The organism is Symbiopectobacterium sp. Eva_TO (assembly GCF_053848865.1).
Map to the genome: position 1 here is coordinate 4,312,498 of NZ_JBSPEY010000004.1, position 23,054 is coordinate 4,335,551.

Below are 23,054 nucleotides of genomic sequence, written 5' to 3' on the forward strand. Positions count from 1 at the left end.
GGCTTTGTTGAATAAATCAGAACTTGTAACGACTGTGCCCCAGGTCGATTGTTACGTGATGCGAATACTGTTCGGCATTCCTAATAGCGTGATCCGGTTAAGCGCTTTGACCATCGCCATGGCTTCACCCACCTGAGCATCGTAGTCACGCAGACTTAGATGACCACCCAGAAGCGTTTTGAACCGGAACATGGCCGTTTCAGCCACTGAGCGTCGGTGATAGCCCACTTTCTTTTTCCAGGTATCGTTGCTGCCGCTCAGGCGCTGATTTGCAACAGCGTGGTTACGCTCGTGGTAGTGGTCCGGCCAATATTGCGCCCCCTTCGCGGCGGGATAAGCGGCCTTATTTTCTTCCTCAGCAGAGCATCATGGCAGTAACCTGTATCGTAAGCGCCGTCAGCCTATGCCTCTCTGATTTTCCGGTGGGTCTGGTTTATCAGTGCCGGTAGAGCCTGGGCATCAGTCGTACCACTGAGCGACAAATCCGCACAGATAATCTCATGCGTCGCACTGTCTACTGCCAGATGCAGCTTACGCCACACCCTGCGTCTGTCGGCACCATGCTGCCGGACTTTCCATTCGCCTTCGCCAAAGACCTTCAGGCCGGTTCCATCAATGACCAGATGTGAGATTTCACCACGGGTTGGCGTTTTTATGCTGATCTTCACTGTCTTTGCTCGCTTGCTGAGCAGCGAATAGTCTGGACAATGCAGCGACAATTTAATCAGTTTAAAAATCGAGTCAACAAAACCCTGTAAAGCCCTCAATGAAAGGCCAAACACGCGTTTCATCATCAGGACTGTGGTGATGGCCATATCTGAGTAGTGGAGCGGTCGTCCACGCCGTTCAGTAGTCGTTTTTTCCGTCCATGCAGCAATGGCTGATTCATCTAGCCATACGGTTAGAGAACCGCGCTGCTTGAGGGCCTTGTTATAGGAGGGCCAGTTAGTGATTTTAAAATTTTGTTTTGCCATGGAGACCTGATGTTGAAACAACTATGGTGATCTGATCCGATGATTAACCAAACTTTCTATTTATTCAACAAAGCCCCAGCCATCTGAATCCCGTGTCATTTTTCAGCGCCGTAAATGGCGATAGTACACGTCGGTTTCACTTCATTTACAACCCCACCGGCTGCCTATTTCAGCCCGCTAACCCTTGGCATATAAGGCGTTGCGGACTTGTGTATAACGAGGTGCCCTAAGGTCATATCGTTATACACATCTTTTGGCCATTTTTTGAACAGGATGCTCAGAACCCCGTGAATTAAGGCATTCAAGCCATCCCATTGGCTTTTTGAGGTTCAAAATGCCACTCTGAGATAAACCCGTAACTCATTGATTAAACAGTGCGTTAGAAAGATGTGTATAACGATATGGCTATAACCCACCTCGTTATACACAAGTCCGCAACGCCTTATATGCCAAGGGTTAGCGGGCTGAAATAGGCAGCCGGTGGGGTTGTAAATGAAGTGAAACCGACGTGTACTATCGCCATTTACGGCGCTGAAAAATGACACGGGATTCAGATGGCTGGGCACACCAAGAACTGGAAGGGGTAAATCTTGGTGACACGAGGCTCAATAAGCGTGCCAAAGGGCTTTTGATACGGCTGGCTGAGAATCCGCAAGCCAGCATTCCGCATGCGTGCCTCGGATGGTCTGAGACGCTGGGTGCTTACCGCTTCATGGAGAACCAAGCATTCGAATGGCGAGACATTCTGCAACCTCACTGGCAGCGTACGCAGGAAAGGATCCGAGAACACGAGGTTGTGCTGTGTATCCAAGACACTACCGAGCTTGACTTCAACGGGCAGCAAATCCAAGGCTTGGGTCCTTTGAACTACGAAGCCAGGCGTGGTCTGTACCTGCATCCGACCTACGCGGTCAGTCCGGATCGCGTGGGGTTGGGCGTACTGGATGCGTGGATGTGGGCAAGAGAGCCGAAGGATGCAGACGGAAAACGCGATGGGCTCAAGGAGAGTACGCGCTGGCTCGAGGGATACGAGCGAGTTGCTGAACTCGCCTCGGAGTTGCCAAACACACGTCTGGTGTACTTAGCCGATCGCGAAGCGGATATCAAGGCGTTGATGCAGCTCGCTGATGACCTTGGCACTCCGGCTGACTGGTTGATCCGCTCGACTCATAATCGCAGTCTGGACTGTAATGAGAAGCTTTGGCAGAAGGTTGGAAAGACCGTGCCGGTGGGAGAAATCCAATTCGTTATGGCGGCTCGCGCGGGGCAGAAGGCGCGTACGGTGAAACAGGCGCTGCGCGTGAAGCGAGTGTCGCTGCGTTGCGGGTTGGCAGTGACTTGTGTGATAGCCAAGGAAATTGAGCCGCCAGCAGGCGTGAAGCCGGTCGAGTGGCGGTTGCTGAGCAATCGCGTACCTGAAGGACGAGAAGATATCGTGGAGCTGATCGACTGGTATCGGGCTAGATGGGAAATCGAGATGTTCTTCAATGTGCTGAAGAACGGCTGCTGTGTCGAAGCGTTACAGTTATCGACCGTGGATCGCATTGAGCGGGCATTGGCGCTGTTCATGATCGTGGCATGGCGCATCGCCTATTTAATGCGTATGGGACGAACCTGTCCAGAGCTGGACGCAATGTTGTTCTTTGATTCCGACGAGACTCATGGCGCTTACCTACTGATGAACAAGCGTATGCCCAAGGGCCGCCCTAAGCTAAACGAAGTATTGCGCTTAGTTGCGCAACTGGGAGGCTTTCTTGCTCGAAAAGGCGACGGTGAACCAGGCGCAAAAACTATCTGGAAAGGCTTGCAGAAAGTCATGACGGCCGCCGAAACGCTCCGCGCGCTCAGGCACGAACAGAGATGTGTATAACGAGGTGCCCTAAGGTCATATCGTTATACACATCTTTTGGCCATTTTTTGAACAGGATGCTCAGAACCCCGTGAATTAAGGCATTCAAGCCATCCCATTGGCTTTTTGAGGTTCAAAATGCCACTCTGAGATAAACCCGTAACTCATTGATTAAACAGTGCGTTAGAAAGATGTGTATAACGATATGCCCTAAGGTGCGGAGAACTTGACTATAGTTAATCTACCGTTGTGTGAAATAACATGGAGTAGATAATGGCTGAGAAAAAACAACCCGCTGAAGATATTCGGATTGAAGACGACGCTAAATTATTAGCAGATACGTTGGACGATATATTACGTTATTCTGGTGACAGCGCAGGTGAAGCCTATATAACGTTAAAGAAAAATGCGGAGAATGCCCTATTGGAAGTTAAAGCGAGATTGGGTATTTCCGACAGTTATTATGCAAAAGCAAAACAAGTGGCGAATCGTGCGGACGGCTATGTGCATAAAAAACCGTGGCGTGGTGTTGGCGTTGGTGCATCGTTAGGGTTAGTGATTGAACTGCTATTGGCGCGCCGTTAACGTTATTTTTCAATGGGTACGGTGATAATGTGATTATTGCCGTGCTGTTTTTTGACCTTTCTTGATACACTGACTATATTCAGGAAAATATTATCTTGTTGTTATTATATTACACGTGTGCAACGGAATAAATTCGTCACTTTTTTATCGAAGCTAAATATCTTTTTGATAAGCGAAGATTCTCATTTGTTTTTTCTACGGGTGATTTTGTTTCTTCCTGGCTACCATATCTGCTAATGTGTTGCCGTCATTAACGTTACTCTTACCTGTAAATAATATCACTAACGGATAAGTGCATTAATGCCCTGGGTTCGGGGCTGGTGCAGGTATTATCATCATACACGTCGGTTGAGATACTCTGCTGTATAAACCGGCATTGCCAGAATGCATGAAGATATTGAGGAGAACCATCAAGCATGAAGACGCCAAGGCCTCGATGGAACAGAGGCACCTTGCTTTCTTCCCGGCCATATCTGCTTACTTCGGAGCAGAACAGACCGAGCCGCAAACACGCTTTATCCCAGTCATTGTCAAATACATGGGGTGTCGAAGCGTTACAACTTGATGAAGAGGCGATACTGCATCAGTCTTTAACGCTAAAGCAACTGCGTCTGTGTTTGCCCGACGGCACGTGGATTGACTCTGCCGGTTTGCCTGCGCTTTCTTGTACAGTACCGTTGGATCAACGTTTGGCACAACAGCTGCAACAGGTAGATGTGCTGTTGGCGCTTCCTTCCAACGAGCGCCAGTGCGAATCGTTACCTCACCATTCTCGTGTGCAGGAATCGCCTGCAGTAGCCTATAGCGTGAAAACACCGGCTAGCGGATCCCGAGAAAACGGTGTGGCCGTGAGCTCTGCAATATGTGTACGCTTTAGCGTTGATGAAAACCGTGGTTATCAAACGTATCCTATTGCGCGACTTAATCGCAATGGGCAAGGACGGTGGGAAATCGATTCCTCGTTCATTCCACCGTTGCTAACGTTTTCCTCGTCGCCGATGCTGATGGCGCAGTCGAAGCAACTGTTGTTGCGTTCTCGCGTCAAACGTAGCCGCCTGCTGGCGCTGCGTCATGAACATCCCAGAAAGCATGGGCAGCCTGATATCCCGCTGTTTTGGTTGTTGAATGTGTTAAATAGCTACGAGTCCGTGCTGAGTGAAGTCAGCCTGGCAACTGCGTTGCATCCGGAATTGGTTTATCGCGAGCTGGTTAAATTAGCCGGGCCGTTGTTGCCCTATACGCAGGCGTGGAGCACGGCTGACATTCCTCGCTATGACCATTCTCGTCCCGGAGAGGTGTTTTCGCCTCTTTTTTCACTGCTCAATGCGTTGCTTGAAACCTGTATGCCTGACAGAGCTGTGGGGATCGAGCTGAGTCGTGAAAAAGATCATCTGTGGGTCGGGCAGTTGCAGCCGCATAATCTGGACTCCGTCTCTGAAATTTATCTTCTGGCGCGCTCCTCCTGGCCTTCACATCGGCTGCGTGAGCATATCATGACGCGGTGTGAGGTTGGCACACGGCATACCGTCCGTGTGCGCCAAACTGCAGAAAGTCAGGATAAACCGTTACAACCGGTTAACCATATTCCTGCGGTCATTCCTCTGAATTGGGAAAACCTCTGCTTTAGCGTCGACCTTGAGCATTCCTGCGTGCAGGATGCGCTGTCTTCCGGGCACTGTGCTATCTCTGTGCCCGACCACTGTGGTGATTTATCGCTGAGGCTTTTCGCCGTGCTGAAGGAGTAAATTGCGACCATCTCCCTCAGAGTTCAGTATCAGACAGCCAATAAATCGCCTCATAAGGGCGCAGCGTTAGTGACACCGGGTGCACGGGAGGATCATCATAGTTGCTCAGTAGCAGACGCCAGCGCTGGGGGAACTGTTGGTTAGGCAGCGCGTAATACTGTATTTCCCGGCTCAGGTTGGCGAGCACCAGCAACTGCTGTCCCTGCCAGCGGCGGCGATAGAACCAGAGGGTTGGATGCTCAGGGTCCAGGTCGTGATAGTCGCCATAGGTCAGCAGTGGAAGCGCTTTACGCAGGGCGATCAACCGTTGGTAAGTGTAAAATACCGAGTGCGGATCGGCAAGTGCCTGCGAAACGTTGATCTCCGCGTAACCTGTTCCGGGGGATATCCAGGGCGTACCTGACGTAAAGCCCGCCGACGGCGCAGCTGACCACTGCATCGGGCTGCGCCCATTATCGCGTGATTTGTGGGCAAGAATACGCAACACCTGCGCTGGTGTTTCACCTTTGGCGAGATGTTCCGCGTAGACATTCAGGCTTTCTATATCGCGATAGTGCTCAAGGGTGTCATAGCCGGGGTTGGTCATTCCGATCTCTTCCCCTTGATAAATATAGGGGGTGCCCTGCATGCCGTGCAGCACCATTGCCAACATCTTGGCTGACGGTGTGCGGTAGTCGCCCTCATCGCCAAAGCGAGAAACGATGCGTGGCTGATCGTGATTACACCAGAACAGTGCACTCCAGGCTTTATTATGCATACCGCGTTGCCAGGTATTGAACAACGCTTTCAACGCAACGAAATCCGGGGCTGCCAGCGTCCACTTCTCTCCGCCCGGGTAATCCTCTTTCAGATGATGGAAGCTAAACGTCATTGTCAATGCATTATCCGTCAGAGGGGCATAATGCTGGCAGTTCTCTAACGTGGTCGAAGACATTTCACCGACGGTCATGAGTCCGCGCGGTGAAAATACGGTGCGGTTGAATTCGTGAAGAAACTCCACCATGCGCGGCCCATCGGTGTAATAGCGTCGGCCGTCTTCTACACTATCCGAAGGGAAATCCTGTTGTTTCGACACCGATTGATCACATCCAAACGCAGGCCATCCACCCCTTTGTCTGCCCAAAAGTGACAGACCGCTTGCAACGCCTCGCGCACCGGTGCGTGCTCCCAGTTCAAATCGGCTTGTTGTGGCGCCAACAGATGCAGGTAATGTTGCTGGCTGGGGGCATGCCACTGCCAGGCGCTACCGCCGAATTTTGAACGCCAGTTGTTAGGCTGTGTGGTTTCTGTTCCCGCGCGCCAGCAGTAAAAGGCGCGGTAGTCGCTGTCAGGCTTTTGGGCCTGCACAAACCAGGGATGCTGCGTAGACGTATGGTTAAACACCATATCCATAATGATACGCATGCCGCGCGCGTGTGCTTGCGCGATCAGCGTTTCCATATCGCGCATTGTGCCATAGGCAGGATCGATGTCGCAGTAGTCCGCAACGTCGTAACCATTATCTACCTGCGGTGAGGGATACACTGGCGTAAGCCACAGCGCATCGACGCCTAACTGTTGCAGATACTCTAGGCGCGAAATAATGCCTTGTAGGTCTCCGGTACCAGAAACGGTGCTGTCCTGAAAACTCTTAGGATAGATTTGATAGATGACGCCAGTACGCCACCAGGGAAGCGGTGCTGTCATACCATTACCTGTTTACGCGTTACCTGTAAGCTAGGCTGTGTCCCTTAATTACATAACCTCTGGTAAAACAGGCGGATGAAGCCCAGTTTCAACATTGCCAGATAATTCCTCGCCGTTTTGTCGTAACGTGTCGCAATGCGACGGTATTCTTTCAGACGGCCTGATCTTGACCCACCATCTCCGGACAGCTTTTGTATCTTAAGTTAACGATGCCCGCTGGCGCCGATATTCTCTTGGGGAGTTGTATCCCAGCGCACTGTGCGGATGGTTTTCATTGTAATGATTGAACGCCGCTGCAAGATTCTTCAGCGCTGTTCGCACATCGGGTTTTGGCATGAAGGCGATGTAATCTTCCTTCATCGTCTTCACGAACCGTTCTGCCATGCCGTTACTCTGTGGACGGCTCACTGCTGTTGTGCAGGGCTCCAGATTCAGTTCTCTGGCGAACTTCCGCGTTTCATGCGCTGTGTACGCTGAACCATTATCCGTCAGCCATTGCACTGGTTTATCCGGCAGCGCGCTACCGAAGCGTTTTTCCACCGACCTCAGCATCACATCCTGCACGGTTGAACTGTCATAACCCCTGGTGCTCGCTGCCCAGTCTATGGCCTCCCGGTCGCAGCAGTCCAGTGCGAACGTCACCCGCAGCTTCTCGCCGTTGTCACAACCGAACTCGAAGCCATCTGAGCACCAGCGCATATCGCTCTCTGCTACCGCGATTTTGCCTTTATGCTCCCGCTTCGGACGTTCAGTTTTATCATGCAACAACAGCAGGTTATGCTCGCTCATTATCCTGTAAAGCCGTTTGGCGTTCACCGGTGGAAGTCCCTCTGCACGACGTTGCTTACGCAGGATACCCCACACTCGGCGGTAACCGTAACTGGGCATGTCGCTGATGATACGGAGGATGTCCGATAATATCTCAGCATCAGCTTCGTCATTACGCCGGTTGCTGCGCCTGTTCAGCCAGTCGGCAGAACGGTTAACCCGCAGTGACAGCTGCGCACGCGACACGCTCATGGCGCGGCTGACCAGAGCTATTCCCCGTCCTTTGGCAACAAGGGCGCGTGCGCTATCCATTTTCGCGACTGGCGGTACTCCACTGCTTCTTTGAGGATCTCAACTTCCATCGTCTTCTTACCCAGAAGGCGCTGTAGCTCCCGGACCTGCTTGAGGGCAGTCGCCAGCGCCGAAGCTGGAACCACTTCTTCTGCGGCCGCAACGGCGGTGAGGCTTCCTTCCTGGTATTGCTTCTTCCACTTAAACAAAAGGCTGGGCTGGATGCCATGCAGGCGGGCTACATGGGAGACGTTCATCCCCGGCTCCATTGTCTGCTGAATGATGGCGATTTTCTCTTGCGGAGTTTTACGCTTACGGACTTCTTGCCCTAACAGGATCCCGGTCATTTCAAAATTAGCATGATTGTTAGACATATATCTAAGCCTATCTCTTATCTGGAGATACAGCTACTGTCTGGTGTTACAGGGGGCTACATCATTCTTTCAGACGGCCAAAGCACCGCTCAACAACGTTCCGATTGCGGTAGGCGTCACGATCGAGCTTTGAACGACCATCCACCGCCATTTTTTCAGTGGATTTTCGGGGGATGACAGTTTTTATACCTCTGTTTTTCCGCTCGTTACGTAATACATGCCCGGAGTACGCCTTGTCAGCGAGTACCGCATGACCACGGCGTTTCATACTGCCGTTCTGGCGTGGAACACCAATACCGTCCAAAAGACGTAGTGCAAACTGACTTTCATGAGCCTGACCGGGGCTCAACACGATGTTTAACGGAAGACCACTTGTAGTGGTCAACTAATATTGGCCACCGCATTAGACTGTATGTAGAACAGTCGCTCAGATTCGTTTGGAGTTAAGCCGCCGTTATACCAGTGAGGCCGGATAGCGCTGTAATACCCCGTGATGTAGCGGATAATCGCGTCCTGGGCTTCGCTGAAGCTGTTGTAACCCTTTGTCGGCACCCATTCTGTCTTCAGGCTGCGGAAGAACCGCTCCATTGGCGCATTATCCCAGCAGTTACCCCGCCGACTCATACTCTGCTTTATCCGGCAGCGCCACAGGGCTTGCCGGTATTGACGGCTGGTATAGTGGCTGCCCTGGTCGCTGTGGAACATGACTCCTGTTGGTTGTCCCCGGAGTTCCCAGGCCATCTGCAACGCTTTAACTGTCAGCGCCGAGTCCGGCGACGTCGACATGGCCCAGCCCACCGGTTTGCGGGCGAACAGATCTAGCACCACCGCAAGGTAAGCCCAGCATTTGCCCGTCCAGATGTAGGTCACATCGCCGCACCAGACCTGATCCGGCGCGGTAACCGCGAACTGGCGGTTGAGATAGTTCGGTATTTCAACGTGTTCATTGCCGCCGCGTTTGTATTTGTGAGCCGGTCGCTGGCAGCTGGCGATACCCAGCTCCTTCATCAGCTTGCCAGCCAGCCAGCGCCCCATTTTGACACCGGAGCTGCCGGTGACGATGGTCGCGATACTTCGAGCGCCGGCAGAGCCGCCGCTGGCGTTCCAGGCTTCCATGACGCGGCTACACTTAACCACGCGCTCACCGTCGGGTTCATTAGCGGAAGCCTGCCAGTGTCTGTAGCTGCTGCGATGTACCTCAAAAGTTTGGCACAACGCCGTGACCGGGTATCGCGCCCTCAGCCTGTCGACTACCGTGAACCGTTGAGTGAGTCCGACATTAAGAGCGCCGTAGCCTTTTTTAGGATTTCGTTCTCCATTTCAAGGCATTGGACTTTTTTCTTCATCTCACGCAGCTCGAGCTGTTCAGGGGTAAGAGGAAGTCCCGTTGGCGTTTTTCCCTGTCGTTCAAGGCGAAGCTTATTGACCCAGCGACTAATGGCAGAATGGCTGACATTAACCGCCTCTGCGGCCTTAACGTATGTGTAGCCGTGGTCGACAACCAGCTTTGCGGCTTCGAGCTTAAATTCCGCCGTAAAATGTTTACCCATGAGGTCACCTGTCGTGTTGATGAGGTGAGCATATCACCTCCGCTCAGGTGGCCAGTATCAGTGTGCCACTACAGTAGCGCACAATGATGTTTTTTTACTTACTCGCAGCGCAGCTTAGGCTGTGTCCCTTAATTACATAGCCTCTGGTAAAACAGGCGGATGCAGCCCAGTTTCAACATTGCCAGATAATTCCTCGCCGTTTTGTCGTAACGTGTCGCAATGCGACGGTATTCTTTCAGACGGCCAAAGCACCGCTCAACAACGTTCCGATTGCGGTAGGCGTCACGATCGAGCTTTGAACGACCATCCACCGCCATTTTTTCAGTGGATTTTCGGGGGATGACAGTTTTTATACCTCTGTTTTTCAGCTCGTTACGTAATACATGCCCGGAGTACGCCTTGTCAGCCAGCACCGCATGACCACGGCGTTTCATACTGCCGTTCTGGCGTTGAACACCAATACCGTCCAAAAGACGTAGTGCAAACTGACTTTCATGAGCCTGACCGGGGCTCAACACGATGTTTAACGGAAGACCACTTCCGTCTGTAGCCATATGGATTTTGGTGCCAAAACCACCTCGAGAGCGACCCAGCCCATTATCTCCGGTGATATCGGGATGTTTTTTTGAGCACCGGCAGCACATTTCAGCGCCCTGATATTGCTACCATCCAGCGCAGTCGCTGACCAGTCCACGAGGCCATGGGCATCAAGTGATGAAAGTAACTTATTGAAAATAATGTTAATGACTCCCGATTTTGACCATCGGTTAAAGCGGTTATAAACGGTTTTCCATGGGCCGTATCGCTCAGGTAAATCACGCCATGGGGCACCAGAGCACAGCACCCAGAACATGCCATTGATAATCATGCGATGCTCAGCCCATGGGCGTCCGGCCTGTGGTGTTGCTGGTTCAGCAGGGAGTAAGGGCTGGATGATAGCCCATGCTTCATCGGGAAGGTCGTAGCGAGCCATAGTTCAAAATGATGTAGAAACAAATAGTTAGTATAACTCATGGGATTAAGGGACACAGCCTAGTTATAGGACGCAATTACCCATTGGGCAATGGGCCCAGCCGTTGTTTCCGCCGGTACACAGTGGTGGTCAGTATCACGGGTATCACGACGGCGATCGCCATGGCGACCAGATAGACGCTCCAAAATGAGGGTTTGATGGACAGAATGCCAGGTAAGCCACCGACGCCAATGCCGTTGGCCATCACGCCGCCGATGCCGCACAAGAGTGCCGCTAGCGCGGAGCCAATCATGCCACACAGCATGGGAAAGCCGTATTTGAGGTTGATACCGTACATGGCGGGCTCTGCCACGCCCAACATTGCGGAAATCGCCGCTGGCACAGATGTCTCACGTTCATTAACCTTGCGACTGATCAGCATAATACCAATCACCGCCGAGCCTTGAGCGATGTTGGACAGTGCAATCAGTGGCCAAACCGGCCCATACTTTGGATCATTTGCAAATCGATAGCCAATGTGGTCTGGTGTACGCCGGTAATCACCAGTAGCGAATAGAAAAAACTAAACAGTGCGGCACCGGCTGGGGCAAAACTGCCCGTCATCACGCTCGCGATAGCCCAGGCAATGCCATCCCCAATCATGCGTCCAACCGGGCCGATAACCGTGTGCGCCAGAAATACCGCCAGTAGAAGCGACAGCACTGGGACGCTCACCAGATGCAGCGAATCCGGTATCCATTTTTTAAGACGTAGCTCAATCATCGCCAGCGCAATACCGACCAGTAGAGAAGGGATAACCTGTGCTTGATAGCCGATACGCTGTATCGTGAATATGCTAAAGTCCCACACCGCAGGTATTTGCTGACCGATAGAATAGGCATTCATCAACTGGGGGGAAACGAGCGTGATGCCGAGAATGATGCCCAGCACCGGAGTGCCACCCATTTTTTTCACCGCTGACCAGCAAATTGCAACGGGCAGGTAGTAGAAGATGGCCTCACCCAGCAGCCAGAGAAAATCATAGATTGCGCGGCACATTGGGCTGCGTTCGATCAGCGACTGACCATCAACCAGTGGAATGTCTCCGATAACGTTGCGGACGGCGAGGATCAGACCACCGCTAATCAAGGCCGGCAACAGCGGGTAGAAGATCTCTGCGAAATGTGAAATAGCCCGGTCCCACAGTGACATCTTATGACGCATGGTGTGCAGGGCAGTTTCCTGATTTTCAGGGGCTTTACCGATGGCGGCCTGTAATGCCTGGTAATAGGCTTCAACGTCAGTACCGATGACGATTTGGCATTGGTCGCCATGGGTAAAACACCCTTTGACCATGGAAAGCGTTTTGATGTGGTCGATGTTGGCCTGTTCGGGGTGTTTTAATACCAGGCGTAACCGAGTGATACAGTGCGTCAGCGTGGCAATGTTCTGCCTCCCCCCGAGTTGCTTAATCAAGTCTTCGATCGTTTGTGGCTGTACCTTGCTCATTTCTTTACCCTTTTCTTTGGATGGGGCGAAGTGGTGGATCAAGGATAGGCAACGATGCGTCGGTAATCGCCAGTGAACGGGGATTACGAGCGAATTATTAGATTTGTCAGGCACCAAGTGATAAGCCTGATGCCTGCGGCGTGTTGAACGCCTCATTTACTGGAAAGGTAAGGTCGCGTTGCGCAGCTTACGGCGATAGACCAGCATGGTTAACAGCGCCGGTATCACGATGGCAATCACCATTGCCGCCAAATAGATGCCCCAAAAAGTGAGCTTGATGGATAAAATACCCGGTAAACCGCCAACGCCAATGCCGTTGGCGGTGACGCCGAAAAGCCCGCATAGCAATCCGGCCAGAGCTGAACCCGTCATGGCGCACAGCATCGGGAAGCCATATTTCAGATTGATGCCATACATGGCCGGTTCAGTCACGCCCAACATGGCAGACAGTGCCGCTGGCACGGAAACTTCGCGTTCGTTGTGTCGGCGGCTAATTAGAATGATGCCAATCACCGCGGAACCCTGGGCAATATTCGATAATGCAATCAGTGGCCATACCGGAGTCCCTCCCATGCTATGAATCATTTGCATATCAATAGCTAGTGTTGTTTGGTGTACCCCGGTAATCACAAGAGGCGCATAGAGAAACCCAAACAGTGCGGCCCCTATCGGTGCGAAACTGCCGGTCATCAGTCCTTTCACCACCCAGGCGACGCCGTCACCAATCAAACTGACCAATCACCGCATGCGCCAGTGCAACGGAGGCCAGCAGGGCGGTGACAGGAACGACGACCAGATAGAGTGAGTCAGGCACCCATTGCTTTAATCGCGTCTCGATCAGCGCCAGAGCAATACCAGCCAGCAGCGACGGAATAACTTGTGCTTGATAGCCAACCTTTTCGATGGCAAACCAACCAAAGTCCCAGACGTCTGGGATTTGCTGGCCTATCTGATAGGCGTTCATCAGTTGTGGTGACACGAGGGTAATGCCAAGGATGATACCCAATACTGGCGTCCCGCCCATTTTCCTCACGGCCGACCAGCACACAGCGACCGGAAGGTAGAAGAAGATTGCTTCACCCAACAGCCAGAGAAAATCATATAGTTATTGCCAGGTTGGGTGGCGTTGGATCAGGGTTTGCCCGTCAGAGAACGGAATATCGCCAATCACGTTACGCAAACCCAGAATCAGCCCGCCGCTGATGAGTGTAGGCAGTAGCGGGAAGAAAATCTCAGCAAAGTGAGAAATTCCGCGCTCCAGAACCGTCATGTTATTGCGTGCTGACTGACGCACACTCTCTTTGTCGGCTTTGATTTTGCCCGTGCGCGCGCTAATTGCCTGAAAATAATCGCCCACCTCAGTGCCGATCACCACCTGAAACTGCCCTGCGGTGATGAAACAGCCTTTGACCATCGGTAGCGTTTCAATACCTTTGGCATCGGCTAGGGCAGGGTCTTGCAACACGAAACGCAGGCGGGTAATACAGTGAGTGAGCGTGACGACATTATCAGCTCCGCCCAGCAGCTTGATTAATCGCTCAATATCTTGTTGTTGTACCTTGCTCATTGCGCGTCCTTGTGTGAATACCCAGAGTGAACAGGTTTAAGGACACCTCGTTATACACAAGTCCGCAACGCCTTATATGCCAAGGGTTAGCGGGCTGAAATAGGCAGCCGGTGGGGTTGTAAATGAAGTGAAACCGACGTGTACTATCGCCATTTACGGCGCTGAAAAATGATACGGGATTCAGATGGCTGGGCACACCAAGAACTGGAAGGGGTAAATCTTGGTGACACGAGGCTCAATAAGCGCGCCAAAGGGCTTTTGATACGGCTGGCTGAGAATCCGCAAGCCAGCATTCCGCATGCGTGCCTCGGATGGTCTGAGACGCTGGGTGCTTACCGCTTCATGGAGAACCAAGCATTCGAATGGCGAGACATTCTGCAACCTCACTGGCAGCGTACGCAGGAAAGGATCCGAGAACACGAGGTTGTGCTGTGTATCCAAGACACTACCGAGCTTGACTTCAACGGGCAGCAAATCCAAGGCTTGGGTCCCTTGAACTACGAAGCCAGGCGTGGTCTGTACCTGCATCCGACCTACGCGGTCAGTCCGGATCGCGTGGGGTTGGGCGTACTGGATGCGTGGATGTGGGCAAGAGAGCCGAAGGATGCAGACGGAAAACGCGATGGGATCAAGGAGAGTACGCGCTGGCTCGAGGGATACGAGCGAGTTGCTGAACTCGCCTCGGAGTTGCCAAACACACGTCTGGTGTACTTAGCCGATCGCGAAGCGGATATCAAGGCGTTGATGCAGCTCGCTGATGACCTTGGCACTCCGGCTGACTGGTTGATCCGCTCGACTCATAATCGCAGTCTGGACTGTAATGAGAAGCTTTGGCAGAAGGTTGGAAAGACCGTGCCGGTAGGAGAAATCCAATTCGTTATGGCGGCTCGCGCGGGGCAGAAGGCGCGTACGGTGAAACAGGCGCTGCGCGTGAAGCGAGTGTCGCTGCGTTGCGGGTTGGCAGTGACTTGTGTGATAGCCAAGGAAATTGAGCCGCCAGCAGGCGTGAAGCCGGTCGAGTGGCGGTTGCTGAGCAATCGCGTACCTGAAGGACGAGAAGATATCGTGGAGCTGATCGACTGGTATCGGGCTAGATGGGAAATCGAGATGTTCTTCAATGTGCTGAAGAACGGCTGCTGTGTCGAAGCGTTACAGTTATCGACCGTGGATCGCATTGAGCGGGCATTGGCGCTGTTCATGATCGTGGCATGGCGCATCGCCTATTTAATGCGTATGGGACGAACCTGTCCAGAGCTGGACGCAATGTTGTTCTTTGATTCCGACGAGACTCATGGAGCTTACCTACTGATGAACAAGCGTATGCCCAAGGGCCGCCCTAAGCTAAACGAAGTATTGCGCTTAGTTGCGCAACTGGGAGGCTTTCTTGCTCGAAAAGGCGACGGTGAACCAGGCGCAAAAACTATCTGGAAAGGCTTGCAGAAAGTCATGACGGCCGCCGAAACGCTACGCGCGCTCAGGCACGAACAGAGATGTGTATAACGAGGTGACCTTAGGGGCCCTGATGACCACAGACCATTCCGAAAATACAAATAAGGGTAAAAATCAGACCAACATGACACCCTGACGCGCAAAAAAAAAGCCGCCGCAACCAGTAATGGCTGCGGCGGCTTTATAGCGCAAAGCTAAATAGCTGTTCCTAATATGTATTAGTCGCGACTTGATCTGACACTGGACCTTGAAAGGTTGAGAGTTACCGGTTTTGATATGGGTGTCGAATCCTTATACAAAACACGAGGTAACTCTCATGCTTCATACTAACAATCCCATCATCAAACACAAAGCCGGCCTGCTCAATCTCGCCGAAGAACTCGGTAACGTATCAAAAGCCTGTAAAATCATGGGGGTATCACGCGACACGTTTTATCTCTATCAGGAACTGGCGGCAGAAGGCGGCATTGACGCTCTGGTTAACCAAAACCGCCGGGTTCCCAACCTGAAAAACCGTGCTGATGAAGCCACTGAACGTGCGGTTGTTGATTACGCCATTGAGTTCCCGGCTCATGGCCAGCACCGGACCAGTAATGAGCTGCGTAAAAAAGGCGTCTTCATTTCTGGCAGCGGTGTGCGCTCCATCTGGCAACGACACGATCTGGAAAACTTTCGTAAGCGCCTGAAGGCACTTGAGGAAAAAGTTGCCAGAGAAGGCATTGTACTTACTGATGCTCAAATCGCTGCACTGGAGAAGAAGGCGCACGACGACGAAGCCTGTGGTGAAATAGAGACTGCTCACCCGGGTTATCTGGGGTCGCAGGACACCTTCTACGTAGGTAATCTGAAAGGTGTTGGCCGTATCTACCAGCAGACGTTCGTGGATACGTACTCGAAAGTGGCGCACTGCAAGCTTTACACGAGTAAAGCACCGATCTCTGCCGCCGACCTGCTCAATGATCGCGTGCTGCCGTTCTACGAAGCTCAGGGGCTGCCAATGCTAAGAATACTGACGGACAGGGGGACGGAGTACTGCGGTAAAGTGGAACAACATGACTATCAGCTGTACTTGGCTATCAACGATATAGACCATACGAAAACGAAAGCGATGTCTCCGCAGACAAACGGTATCTGCGAGCGCTTCCATAAAACTATTTTGCAGGATTTTTATCAGGTTGCGTTCCGTAAGACGTTATACGAGGACCTAGAAAGTCTACAAAAGGATCTGGACAACTGGTTGTGGCATTACAATAATGAGCGAACTCATCAGGGTAAAATGTGCTGCGGGCGTACGCCAATGGCCACGTTACTTGATGGTAAACGAGTCTGGGCAGAAAAAAATCTGAACCAGATTTAATCTGACAGACACCTGTATAAATAACCGGTAACTGTCAGATCAGGTCTGAGCTAATATACCTTATGCGTATTCGCATGCGATCGATCATCGATTCGCATCTAAGGTCGATCACGTTTTCGCATCGTAATCGATCACCCGGGAACCTAACTTTTTTATCGTTTTAGCGTGTTTCTTCTGCGCTTTCCACTGCCAGGCTATTTTTCCTTAATGATTCTCCCTGAAGCTCCACTCTGTGAGAGTTGTGGATCAGCCGATCCAGGAAGGCATCTGCCGCCGTCGGGTTTTCCATCACTCCGTACCATTGCTCCACCGGCAACTGGCTGATAAGGATCGTGCTGGTTTGCCCATATCGCTCTTCCGTTATTTCCAGCAAGTCATTGCATTGCCGCGTTGTGATAACTTCAAGACCAAGGTCGTCCAAGATAAGAAACTCTATTTTTTGAAGCTGTTTCAGTTGCTTAAGCCAGCTGCCGTCCAGTCGGCCCTGCTCAAGCTGATCCAGCAGCCGACCCATGCGCCAGTATTGAACGCTTCTCTTTTGCCGGCACGCCTGCTCGCCCAGGGCACAACCTACCCAGCTTTTTCCGCTGCCAGTTGGCCCTGTTATCAGGATATTCTTGCTGTGGGTGATGTAATGCCCGTTCAGAAGCTCGCGCATCTGTTCGGCCTTTAACCCTCGGGAGACCGGATAGTACATACCCTCAGGGGTTGCACCGTGGCGCAACCGTGCCTGCTTTCTCAACCGCCCAACACGGCTGTTTTCACGATTCAGTAGCTCTTCTTCGACAAGTAACCCCAGGCGTTCTGCGAACCCCAGCTCATTGTATGTACCAGGTGCCTCACGCTGGCGTATCATGCCATCGGCCATTGCCGACAGCTTCAGCGTTCTAAGTTTGGTTAGCAGGTCATCAGTCATAACGACTCCCTTTTTCAGTGGTAATATTTTGGACCACGCAGATTCTCGTGCTCCAGTGGAAGCTGTAACTCTCTATTTCCTTTAACTGTTTCTCCGATGCCCTCCCTGTTGTGACGCAGCTGATTCTCGATAAAACGCCTTTCCGGATGGTTCAGCCCGCAGGCCTTGTCACAGGCTTTTTCCAGCCGTTCGGCACCGTATTTTTTCTGGAGCGACAGTAGGCCGAGAACAGCCCGATAAGCCTGCTCAGGATGATTCTTCGCGTTTAGCATCGCTTCCACCACCTGCCGAGTCGCCTTGCCGGTTCTCGCGGCATTATCCAGCAGCTTTTCAGGTGTCCAGCTGCTGTGCCCGCGGTGATTGACCGGCATGTGTGCCGGATTCGTGCTGTGGCTGTACTACCGATCGCTGCGAGGGTGCTGAGCCACGCAGCGGCCCTTATGCCAGACCTGGACCAACGTCTGACCCGCTTTTACCGACAGCCTTTCACCAACCAGCTCATGGGGAACGGAGTACCAGTGGCGGTCGTATTCGACGTGATAGTCAGGAGCGACCTTCACCGCACGGTATTCGGTGTATTCATAGGGCATGGCTGGCAACGGCTGCAGGCACGGCGCATCGAGCAGCGCAAAGCGCTGCGCTCGGCTCTGGCCCCCATAACCTTTCATTGGCCGGTTATTCAGCTCGGTCATCAGCTCACTGAGCCTGACGTTGAGCGCATGCATCGTATGGAAGGTTTCATTGCGTATTCGCGCCAGGAGCCACCTTTCGACCAGCAGGACGCCGTTTTCCACTTTGGCCTTGTCTTTCGGTTTGTAGGGTCTGGCTGGCATCACTACCGTGCTGTAATGCGAGGCCAAAGACTGATAGCTGTCGTTGATGACCGGCTCGTAGCGATCTGCTTTGCTCACCGCGCTACGCAGATTATCGGGTACCAGCAGGGCTGGAACGCCGCCGAGGAAGGTCAGGCAGTGGCTGTTAGCATTCAGCCAGCTCATCATGTCCTGACCGGGGCAGGCTTCTGCATAGGTATAATTTGACGCTCCCATGACAGCGACGAAGATGGCGACCCGGCGCACATTTCCCGTATCGGGGTCGGATACCGGCACCGTGGGCCCGCAGAAGTCGATGAACAGCTTCTCACCGGCACGGTGGGTCTGGCGCATCGAGCGTTTCTGGCATTTCTTCCATTGGCGATAACAACGGCAGAACTGAGAGTAGCCCAGCGCCATTTCTCCGGTTTCGGTGCTGTATTCTATCCACAACAGCTGCCTGGTAACCCCTGGCCGTCTTAGCTCGGTATCGATATACAGCCAGTCTGGCGCGATAAGCTCCGAGGTGCGCATTCTGCGGGTGGGGAACAGCATCTTTTCCAGTTTTTCTGGCAAGAGCGCATCAGGCAATGGCCACGACAGCGATGCGGCGGTAAAACGGGAGAGCACCTCATAAACTGTGGAAGGGCTGACCCTAAGAGCAGCGGCGATGGTGCGATTAGACTGGTTGCACTCAAATTTGAGTTTGAAGATCTGAAGACAAGTCTCCATGGGACTCCTGCTTTTTCTCTTTCTGGCCATCGTTATCTCCATTTCAGTAGAAACTGCGAACGGAGAGGAGGTTAGAAGAGTTAAGTCCCGGAGTGATCGATACGACGCGAATCAGTGATCGACCTTAGATGCGAAATCGTGATCGATTGTCATGCGAATCACTGATCGATCACGATGCGAATATGCAGTTCCATCAATGACCAGATGTGAGATTTCACCACGGGTTGGCGTTTTTATGCTGATGTTCACTGTCTTTGCTCGCTTGCTGAGCAGCGAATAGTCTGGACAATGCAGCGACAATTTAATCAGTTTAAAAATCGAGTCAACAAAACCCTGTAAAGCCCTCAATGAATCTATGGTCACCCCCATTTTTGCAACACTGATCTTTGATTAATGGTGGGCTTGCTTAAATCTATCCGGCGTCTTTATGGCCAAGGATGCCCGCGCCACGATGAGTTTCGCACCTGATATTCCTAAAAGGGCCATCGGCTTCATTGAGCCATTTTCATTTTTTGGTTTTATATCAGGCCGTCAGGCCGTTCATGTCATCAATAATCAGTCTTCGCAAAACCAGATGGGTAACTTCGTTAAATTGCTGACTGTTAGACCAGCATTACTGTTCAAACACGGTATTTCGTGTCGTTATTGCCCAAGCTATTCGAACTAATTTATTTGCTAATGCACAGCACACAACGCAAGAATGTTTCCTGCCCAACTGAGACCTTACCCAATCAGCTAATCTCCCTGATTGATGGTCAATTCTTAGGATAAATACCCGCGCACATTGAACAAGCAATCGGCGAAGGTTTTTATCTCCACGCTTGCTAATACCCAGCCGAGTATTCTTCCCTCCAGTACTGTATTGGCGGGGTACAAGACCGGTGGAAGCGGCAAAATTACGACTGTTTTCATATTGCTTGCCATCGCCTAACTGTGATGACAAAACGCTGGCTGTTATCGGTCCAACACCAGGGATGGTCATTAAATGCTGGCCAGTTTCATCTAGAGAGAGTGCCTGCCCAAGTTCTCTTTCGAGCTCTGCTATCTGCCCAACCAAATATTGGTAATGATCGTGTAATCGAAGCAGCAACTGTGCCAGATAAGGTGGTAAGTCATTATCAGCCAGAACAGCTGAAAGCCTTTTGATTACGGCAATACCTTTCGGCATGCTGATACCAAACTCCAGTAAAAAAGCATGCATTTGGTTAGTCGTTTTAACGTTGTCTCTGACCAACGACTCCCTGACGCGATGCAAGGCTCGCATAGCCTGCTGAGCCTCAGTTCTTGGCTGCACAAACCGCATGGAAGGGCGTGATCCGGCTTCGCATATTGCTTCGGCATCAACGAAATCGTTCTTGTTGCTCTTGACAAAAGGGCGGACAAACTGCGGAGAGATCAACTTTACTTCATGCCCCAGCTCACTGATCCGACGAGCCATAAAATGGGCACCGGCGCAGGCTTCCATTACAACGGTAGTAGGTGTACACGTAGCCAGAAACTCGATGAGTTTGGTGCGGGTAAACTTTTTCCGCAGTAATGCCTTGCCTGATTTATCCTGACAATGAATGTGAAAAGAATGTTTGCCGAGATCGATACCAATAAGCGTGACGTTTTGCATGATGGCCTTCTCCATAAAGAAACACCCTGTCAGCGTACCGCTCACAGGGTGGGGGTGACCATCTCATTAGGCCAAACACGCGTTTCATCATCAGGACTGTGGTGATGGCCATATCTGAGTAGTGGAGCGGTTGTCCACGCCGTTCAGTAGTCATTTTTTCCGTCCATGCAGCAATGGCTGATTCATCTAGCCATACGGTTAGAGAACCGCGCTGCTTGAGGGCCTTGTTATAGGAGGGCCAGTTAGTGATTTTAAAATTTTGTTTTGCCATGGAGACCTGATGTTGAAACAACTATGGTGATCTGATCCGATGATTAACCAAACTTTCTATTTATTCAACAAAGCCAATTTGAAACTGGAATCGCACAACGAACACCGTGCAGAACAGACCAAAAAACATCTGGCGTTGCTTATTGCCGTGTTTGAAAAGCATGCCGGTATCAGCGCCGAATAACCTGTTTTGTGCCCGTCTGACTGATATCCCCTTGAAATATGGGGATATCATATCCAGAAATTTTTCTTTGCAAAAAGAGTCGAAATAACTCACCTGCTGTACAAAAGTCACAGTATACTTAAGTTGCTCTTGTTAATAAGGAGCCGCCCAAGCCTCGTGATGTAGCCCCCTGTAACACCAGACAGTAGCTGTATCTCCAGATAAGAGATAGGCTTAGATATATGTCTAACAATCATGCTAATTTTGAAATGACCGGGATCCTGTTAGGGCAAGAAGTCCGTAAGCGTAAAACTCCGCAAGAGAAAATCGCCATCATTCAGCAAACAATGGAGCCGGGGATGAACGTCTCCCATGTAGCCCGCCTGCATGGCATCCAGCCCAGCCTTTTGTTTAAGTGGAAGAAGCAATACCAGGAAGGAAGCCTCACCGCCGTTGCGGCCGCAGAAGAAGTGGTTCCAGCTTCGGCGCTGGCGACTGCCCTCAAGCAGGTCCGGGAGCTACAGCGCCTTCTGGGTAAGAAGACGATGGAAGTTGAGATCCTCAAAGAAGCAGTGGAGTACCGCCAGTCGCGAAAATGGATAGCTCACGCGCCCTTGTTGCCAAAGGACGGGGAATAGCTCTGGTCAGCCGCGCCATGAGCGTGTCGCGTGCGCAGCTTTCACTGCGGGTTAACCGTTCTGCCGACTGGCTGGACAGGCGCAGCAACCGGCGTAATGACGAAGCTGATGCTGAGATATTATCGGACATCCTCCGTATCATCAGCGACATGCCCAGTTACGGTTACCGCCGAGTGTGGGGTATCCTGCGTAAGCAACGTCGTGCAGAGGGACTTCCACCGGTGAACGCCAAACGGCTTTACAGGATAATGAGCGAGCATAACCTGCTGTTGTTGCATGATAAAACTGAACGTCCGAAGCGGGAGCATAAAGGCAAAATCGCGGTAGCAGAGAGCGATATGCGCTGGTGCTCAGATGGCTTCGAGTTCGGTTGTGACAACGGCGAGAAGCTGCGGGTGACGTTCGCACTGGACTGCTGCGACCGGGAGGCCATAGACTGGGCAGCGAGCACCAGGGGTTATGACAGTTCAACCGTGCAGGATGTGATGCTGAGGTCGGTGGAAAAACGCTTCGGTAGCGCGCTGCCGGATAAACCAGTGCAATGGCTGACGGATAATGGTTCAGCGTACACAGCGCATGAAACGCGGAAGTTCGCCAGAGAACTGAATCTGGAGCCCTGCACAACAGCAGTGAGCAGTCCACAGAGTAACGGCATGGCAGAACGGTTCGTGAAGACGATGAAGGAAGATTACATCGCCTTCATGCCAAAACCCGATGTGCGAACAGCGCTGAAGAATCTTGCAGCGGCGTTCAATCATTACAATGAAAACCATCCGCACAGTGCGCTGGGATACAACTCCCCAAGAGAATATCGGCGCCAGCGGGCATCGTTAACTTAAGATACAAAAGCTGTCCGGAGATGGTGGGTCAAGATCACCTCGTTAGTCACTCATGTTAGTAACTAGTCAATAAGGGGTATGTATGGACAGAAAAAATGAAGTTATTCAGACACATCCTCTTGTAGGATGGGATATCAGCACCGTTGACAGTTATGACGCCATGATGATCCGTTTGCATTATTTAACCACCCCAGACCAGGCTCCCGCAGAGGCAAATGTAGGCCGAACCTTATGGCTTACTACCGATGTAGCAAGGCAACTTATTTATATTCTTGAAGCGGGTATTGCTAAAATTGAGTCGACAGATTTTCAGCCACAAGATTTACTTAAACACTAGTCTACCGATTTCACAGTAACCGATTATCCCTTGACGACACCGCCTGATGGCGGTGTCGTCATATTCAGTGCGC

The 23,054-nt window shown here is 51.8% G+C and carries 14 protein-coding genes and 9 pseudogenes; 9 read left to right on the forward strand and 14 right to left on the reverse strand.

Annotation, left to right across the window (positions count from 1 at the left end; all coding sequences use genetic code 11):
• Positions 1 to 51: 51 nt before the first annotated feature.
• A pseudogene (locus ACWWJF_RS25185) lies at positions 52 to 974 on the reverse strand (IS5 family transposase).
• Positions 975 to 1,512: 538 nt separating this feature from the next.
• Between ACWWJF_RS25185 and ACWWJF_RS25190 the strand changes: the two are divergent.
• From ACWWJF_RS25190 to tssK, 3 genes are all read left to right on the forward strand, one after another.
• Positions 1,513 to 2,844 carry an IS4 family transposase gene (locus ACWWJF_RS25190; protein WP_455869047.1) on the forward strand — a complete coding sequence of 444 codons (1,332 nt, stop codon included), beginning with the start codon at positions 1,513 to 1,515 and terminating at the stop codon, positions 2,842 to 2,844.
• Positions 2,845 to 3,096: 252 nt separating this feature from the next.
• The gene (locus tag ACWWJF_RS25195) at positions 3,097 to 3,408 is read left to right on the forward strand and encodes a DUF883 family protein (RefSeq protein ID WP_455870878.1); all 312 of its coding nucleotides are present in this window, start codon (positions 3,097 to 3,099) and stop codon (positions 3,406 to 3,408) included.
• Positions 3,409 to 3,824: 416 nt separating this feature from the next.
• Entirely contained in the window at positions 3,825 to 5,153 is a 1,329-nt protein-coding gene (gene tssK, locus ACWWJF_RS25200; RefSeq protein WP_455870879.1) for a type VI secretion system baseplate subunit TssK, read from the forward strand.
• Positions 5,154 to 5,169: 16 nt separating this feature from the next.
• On the opposite strand, the pseudogene ACWWJF_RS25205 reads toward tssK, so the two are convergent.
• The 8 genes and pseudogenes from ACWWJF_RS25205 to treB (ACWWJF_RS25240) form a co-directional block, all read right to left on the reverse strand.
• A pseudogene (locus tag ACWWJF_RS25205) lies at positions 5,170 to 6,839 on the reverse strand (alpha,alpha-phosphotrehalase).
• A gap of 44 nt (positions 6,840 to 6,883) precedes the next feature.
• A pseudogene (locus ACWWJF_RS25210) lies at positions 6,884 to 7,000 on the reverse strand (IS5/IS1182 family transposase); the annotation flags it as partial.
• 37 nt (positions 7,001 to 7,037) lie between these two features.
• A protein-coding gene (locus ACWWJF_RS25215; protein ID WP_455870981.1) for an IS3 family transposase occupies positions 7,038 to 8,245 on the reverse strand; the annotation gives its coding sequence in 2 pieces (ribosomal slippage) (positions 7,038 to 7,924 and positions 7,924 to 8,245; 1,209 coding nt in all).
• Between the two features lie 91 nt (positions 8,246 to 8,336).
• Positions 8,337 to 8,654, reverse strand: a pseudogene (locus ACWWJF_RS25220) (transposase); the annotation flags it as partial.
• A protein-coding gene (locus ACWWJF_RS25225) for an IS3 family transposase (protein WP_455868400.1) occupies positions 8,654 to 9,822 on the reverse strand; the annotation gives its coding sequence in 2 pieces (ribosomal slippage) (positions 8,654 to 9,567 and positions 9,567 to 9,822; 1,170 coding nt in all). The pseudogene ACWWJF_RS25220 and the gene ACWWJF_RS25225, both read right to left, overlap by 1 nt.
• Positions 9,823 to 9,950: 128 nt before the next feature.
• Positions 9,951 to 10,795, reverse strand: a protein-coding gene (locus ACWWJF_RS25230) for an IS5 family transposase (protein ID WP_455869069.1) whose coding sequence is annotated in 2 segments (ribosomal slippage) — positions 9,951 to 10,450 and positions 10,450 to 10,795 — 846 coding nt in all. Because the reading frame shifts where the segments join, the coding sequence is not laid out codon by codon here.
• A 76-nt stretch (positions 10,796 to 10,871) separates the two neighbouring features.
• Positions 10,872 to 12,283, reverse strand: a pseudogene (gene treB / locus ACWWJF_RS25235) (PTS trehalose transporter subunit IIBC).
• Between the two features lie 156 nt (positions 12,284 to 12,439).
• Positions 12,440 to 13,850: pseudogene (treB, locus tag ACWWJF_RS25240) on the reverse strand (PTS trehalose transporter subunit IIBC).
• A 168-nt stretch (positions 13,851 to 14,018) separates the two neighbouring features.
• Between treB (ACWWJF_RS25240) and ACWWJF_RS25245 the strand changes: the two are divergent.
• Positions 14,019 to 15,350, forward strand: a complete 1,332-nt coding sequence (locus ACWWJF_RS25245) for an IS4 family transposase (RefSeq protein ID WP_455870880.1) — start codon at positions 14,019 to 14,021, stop codon at positions 15,348 to 15,350.
• 265 nt (positions 15,351 to 15,615) lie between these two features.
• The gene (locus tag ACWWJF_RS25250) at positions 15,616 to 16,656 is read left to right on the forward strand and encodes an IS481 family transposase (protein ID WP_455870881.1); all 1,041 of its coding nucleotides are present in this window, start codon (positions 15,616 to 15,618) and stop codon (positions 16,654 to 16,656) included.
• Positions 16,657 to 16,816: 160 nt separating this feature from the next.
• Here the strand turns inward: ACWWJF_RS25250 and istB are convergent, their stop codons facing one another.
• The 3 genes and pseudogenes from istB to ACWWJF_RS25265 form a co-directional block, all read right to left on the reverse strand.
• Positions 16,817 to 17,572 carry an IS21-like element helper ATPase IstB gene (gene istB, locus ACWWJF_RS25255; protein ID WP_455868472.1) on the reverse strand — a complete coding sequence of 252 codons (756 nt, stop codon included), beginning with the start codon at positions 17,570 to 17,572 and terminating at the stop codon, positions 16,817 to 16,819.
• 14 nt (positions 17,573 to 17,586) lie between these two features.
• A pseudogene (istA, locus tag ACWWJF_RS25260) lies at positions 17,587 to 19,116 on the reverse strand (IS21 family transposase).
• A gap of 186 nt (positions 19,117 to 19,302) precedes the next feature.
• Positions 19,303 to 19,467 (reverse strand): annotated as a pseudogene (locus tag ACWWJF_RS25265) (transposase); the annotation flags it as partial.
• A gap of 76 nt (positions 19,468 to 19,543) precedes the next feature.
• Here ACWWJF_RS25265 and ACWWJF_RS25270 point away from each other — a divergent pair.
• Positions 19,544 to 19,783, forward strand: coding sequence for a hypothetical protein (locus ACWWJF_RS25270; protein ID WP_455870882.1), 240 nt, complete (start codon positions 19,544 to 19,546; stop codon positions 19,781 to 19,783).
• Here ACWWJF_RS25270 and ACWWJF_RS25275 read toward each other — a convergent pair.
• Both ACWWJF_RS25275 and ACWWJF_RS25280 read right to left on the reverse strand, forming a co-directional pair.
• Positions 19,730 to 20,734, reverse strand: a complete 1,005-nt coding sequence (locus ACWWJF_RS25275) for an IS110 family RNA-guided transposase (protein ID WP_455871268.1) — start codon at positions 20,732 to 20,734, stop codon at positions 19,730 to 19,732. The genes ACWWJF_RS25270 and ACWWJF_RS25275 overlap by 54 nt on opposite strands.
• A gap of 67 nt (positions 20,735 to 20,801) precedes the next feature.
• Positions 20,802 to 21,005 (reverse strand): annotated as a pseudogene (locus tag ACWWJF_RS25280) (transposase); the annotation flags it as partial.
• Between the two features lie 39 nt (positions 21,006 to 21,044).
• Here ACWWJF_RS25280 and ACWWJF_RS25285 point away from each other — a divergent pair.
• From ACWWJF_RS25285 to bssS, 3 genes are all read left to right on the forward strand, one after another.
• Positions 21,045 to 21,188: a hypothetical protein gene (locus ACWWJF_RS25285; RefSeq protein WP_455870883.1), complete on the forward strand. Its 144-nt coding sequence runs from the start codon at positions 21,045 to 21,047 to the stop codon at positions 21,186 to 21,188.
• Positions 21,189 to 21,436: 248 nt separating this feature from the next.
• A protein-coding gene (locus ACWWJF_RS25290; RefSeq protein WP_455871269.1) for an IS3 family transposase occupies positions 21,437 to 22,644 on the forward strand; the annotation gives its coding sequence in 2 pieces (ribosomal slippage) (positions 21,437 to 21,758 and positions 21,758 to 22,644; 1,209 coding nt in all).
• A gap of 82 nt (positions 22,645 to 22,726) precedes the next feature.
• Entirely contained in the window at positions 22,727 to 22,981 is a 255-nt protein-coding gene (gene bssS, locus ACWWJF_RS25295) for a biofilm formation regulator BssS (RefSeq protein ID WP_430358430.1), read from the forward strand.
• Positions 22,982 to 23,054 lie beyond the last annotated feature (73 nt).

Coding starts and splice junctions, on each gene's coding strand:
- ACWWJF_RS25190 (WP_455869047.1), top strand. CDS start 1,513: ATGACACGGGATTCAGATGGCTGGGCACACCAAGAACTGGAAGGGGTA.
- ACWWJF_RS25195 (WP_455870878.1), top strand. CDS start 3,097: ATGGCTGAGAAAAAACAACCCGCTGAAGATATTCGGATTGAAGACGAC.
- tssK (WP_455870879.1), top strand. CDS start 3,825: ATGAAGACGCCAAGGCCTCGATGGAACAGAGGCACCTTGCTTTCTTCC.
- ACWWJF_RS25245 (WP_455870880.1), top strand. CDS start 14,019: ATGATACGGGATTCAGATGGCTGGGCACACCAAGAACTGGAAGGGGTA.
- ACWWJF_RS25250 (WP_455870881.1), top strand. CDS start 15,616: ATGCTTCATACTAACAATCCCATCATCAAACACAAAGCCGGCCTGCTC.
- istB (WP_455868472.1), bottom strand. CDS start 17,572: ATGACTGATGACCTGCTAACCAAACTTAGAACGCTGAAGCTGTCGGCA.
- ACWWJF_RS25270 (WP_455870882.1), top strand. CDS start 19,544: ATGGCCAAGGATGCCCGCGCCACGATGAGTTTCGCACCTGATATTCCT.
- ACWWJF_RS25275 (WP_455871268.1), bottom strand. CDS start 20,734: ATGCAAAACGTCACGCTTATTGGTATCGATCTCGGCAAACATTCTTTT.
- ACWWJF_RS25285 (WP_455870883.1), top strand. CDS start 21,045: ATGATTAACCAAACTTTCTATTTATTCAACAAAGCCAATTTGAAACTG.
- bssS (WP_430358430.1), top strand. CDS start 22,727: ATGGACAGAAAAAATGAAGTTATTCAGACACATCCTCTTGTAGGATGG.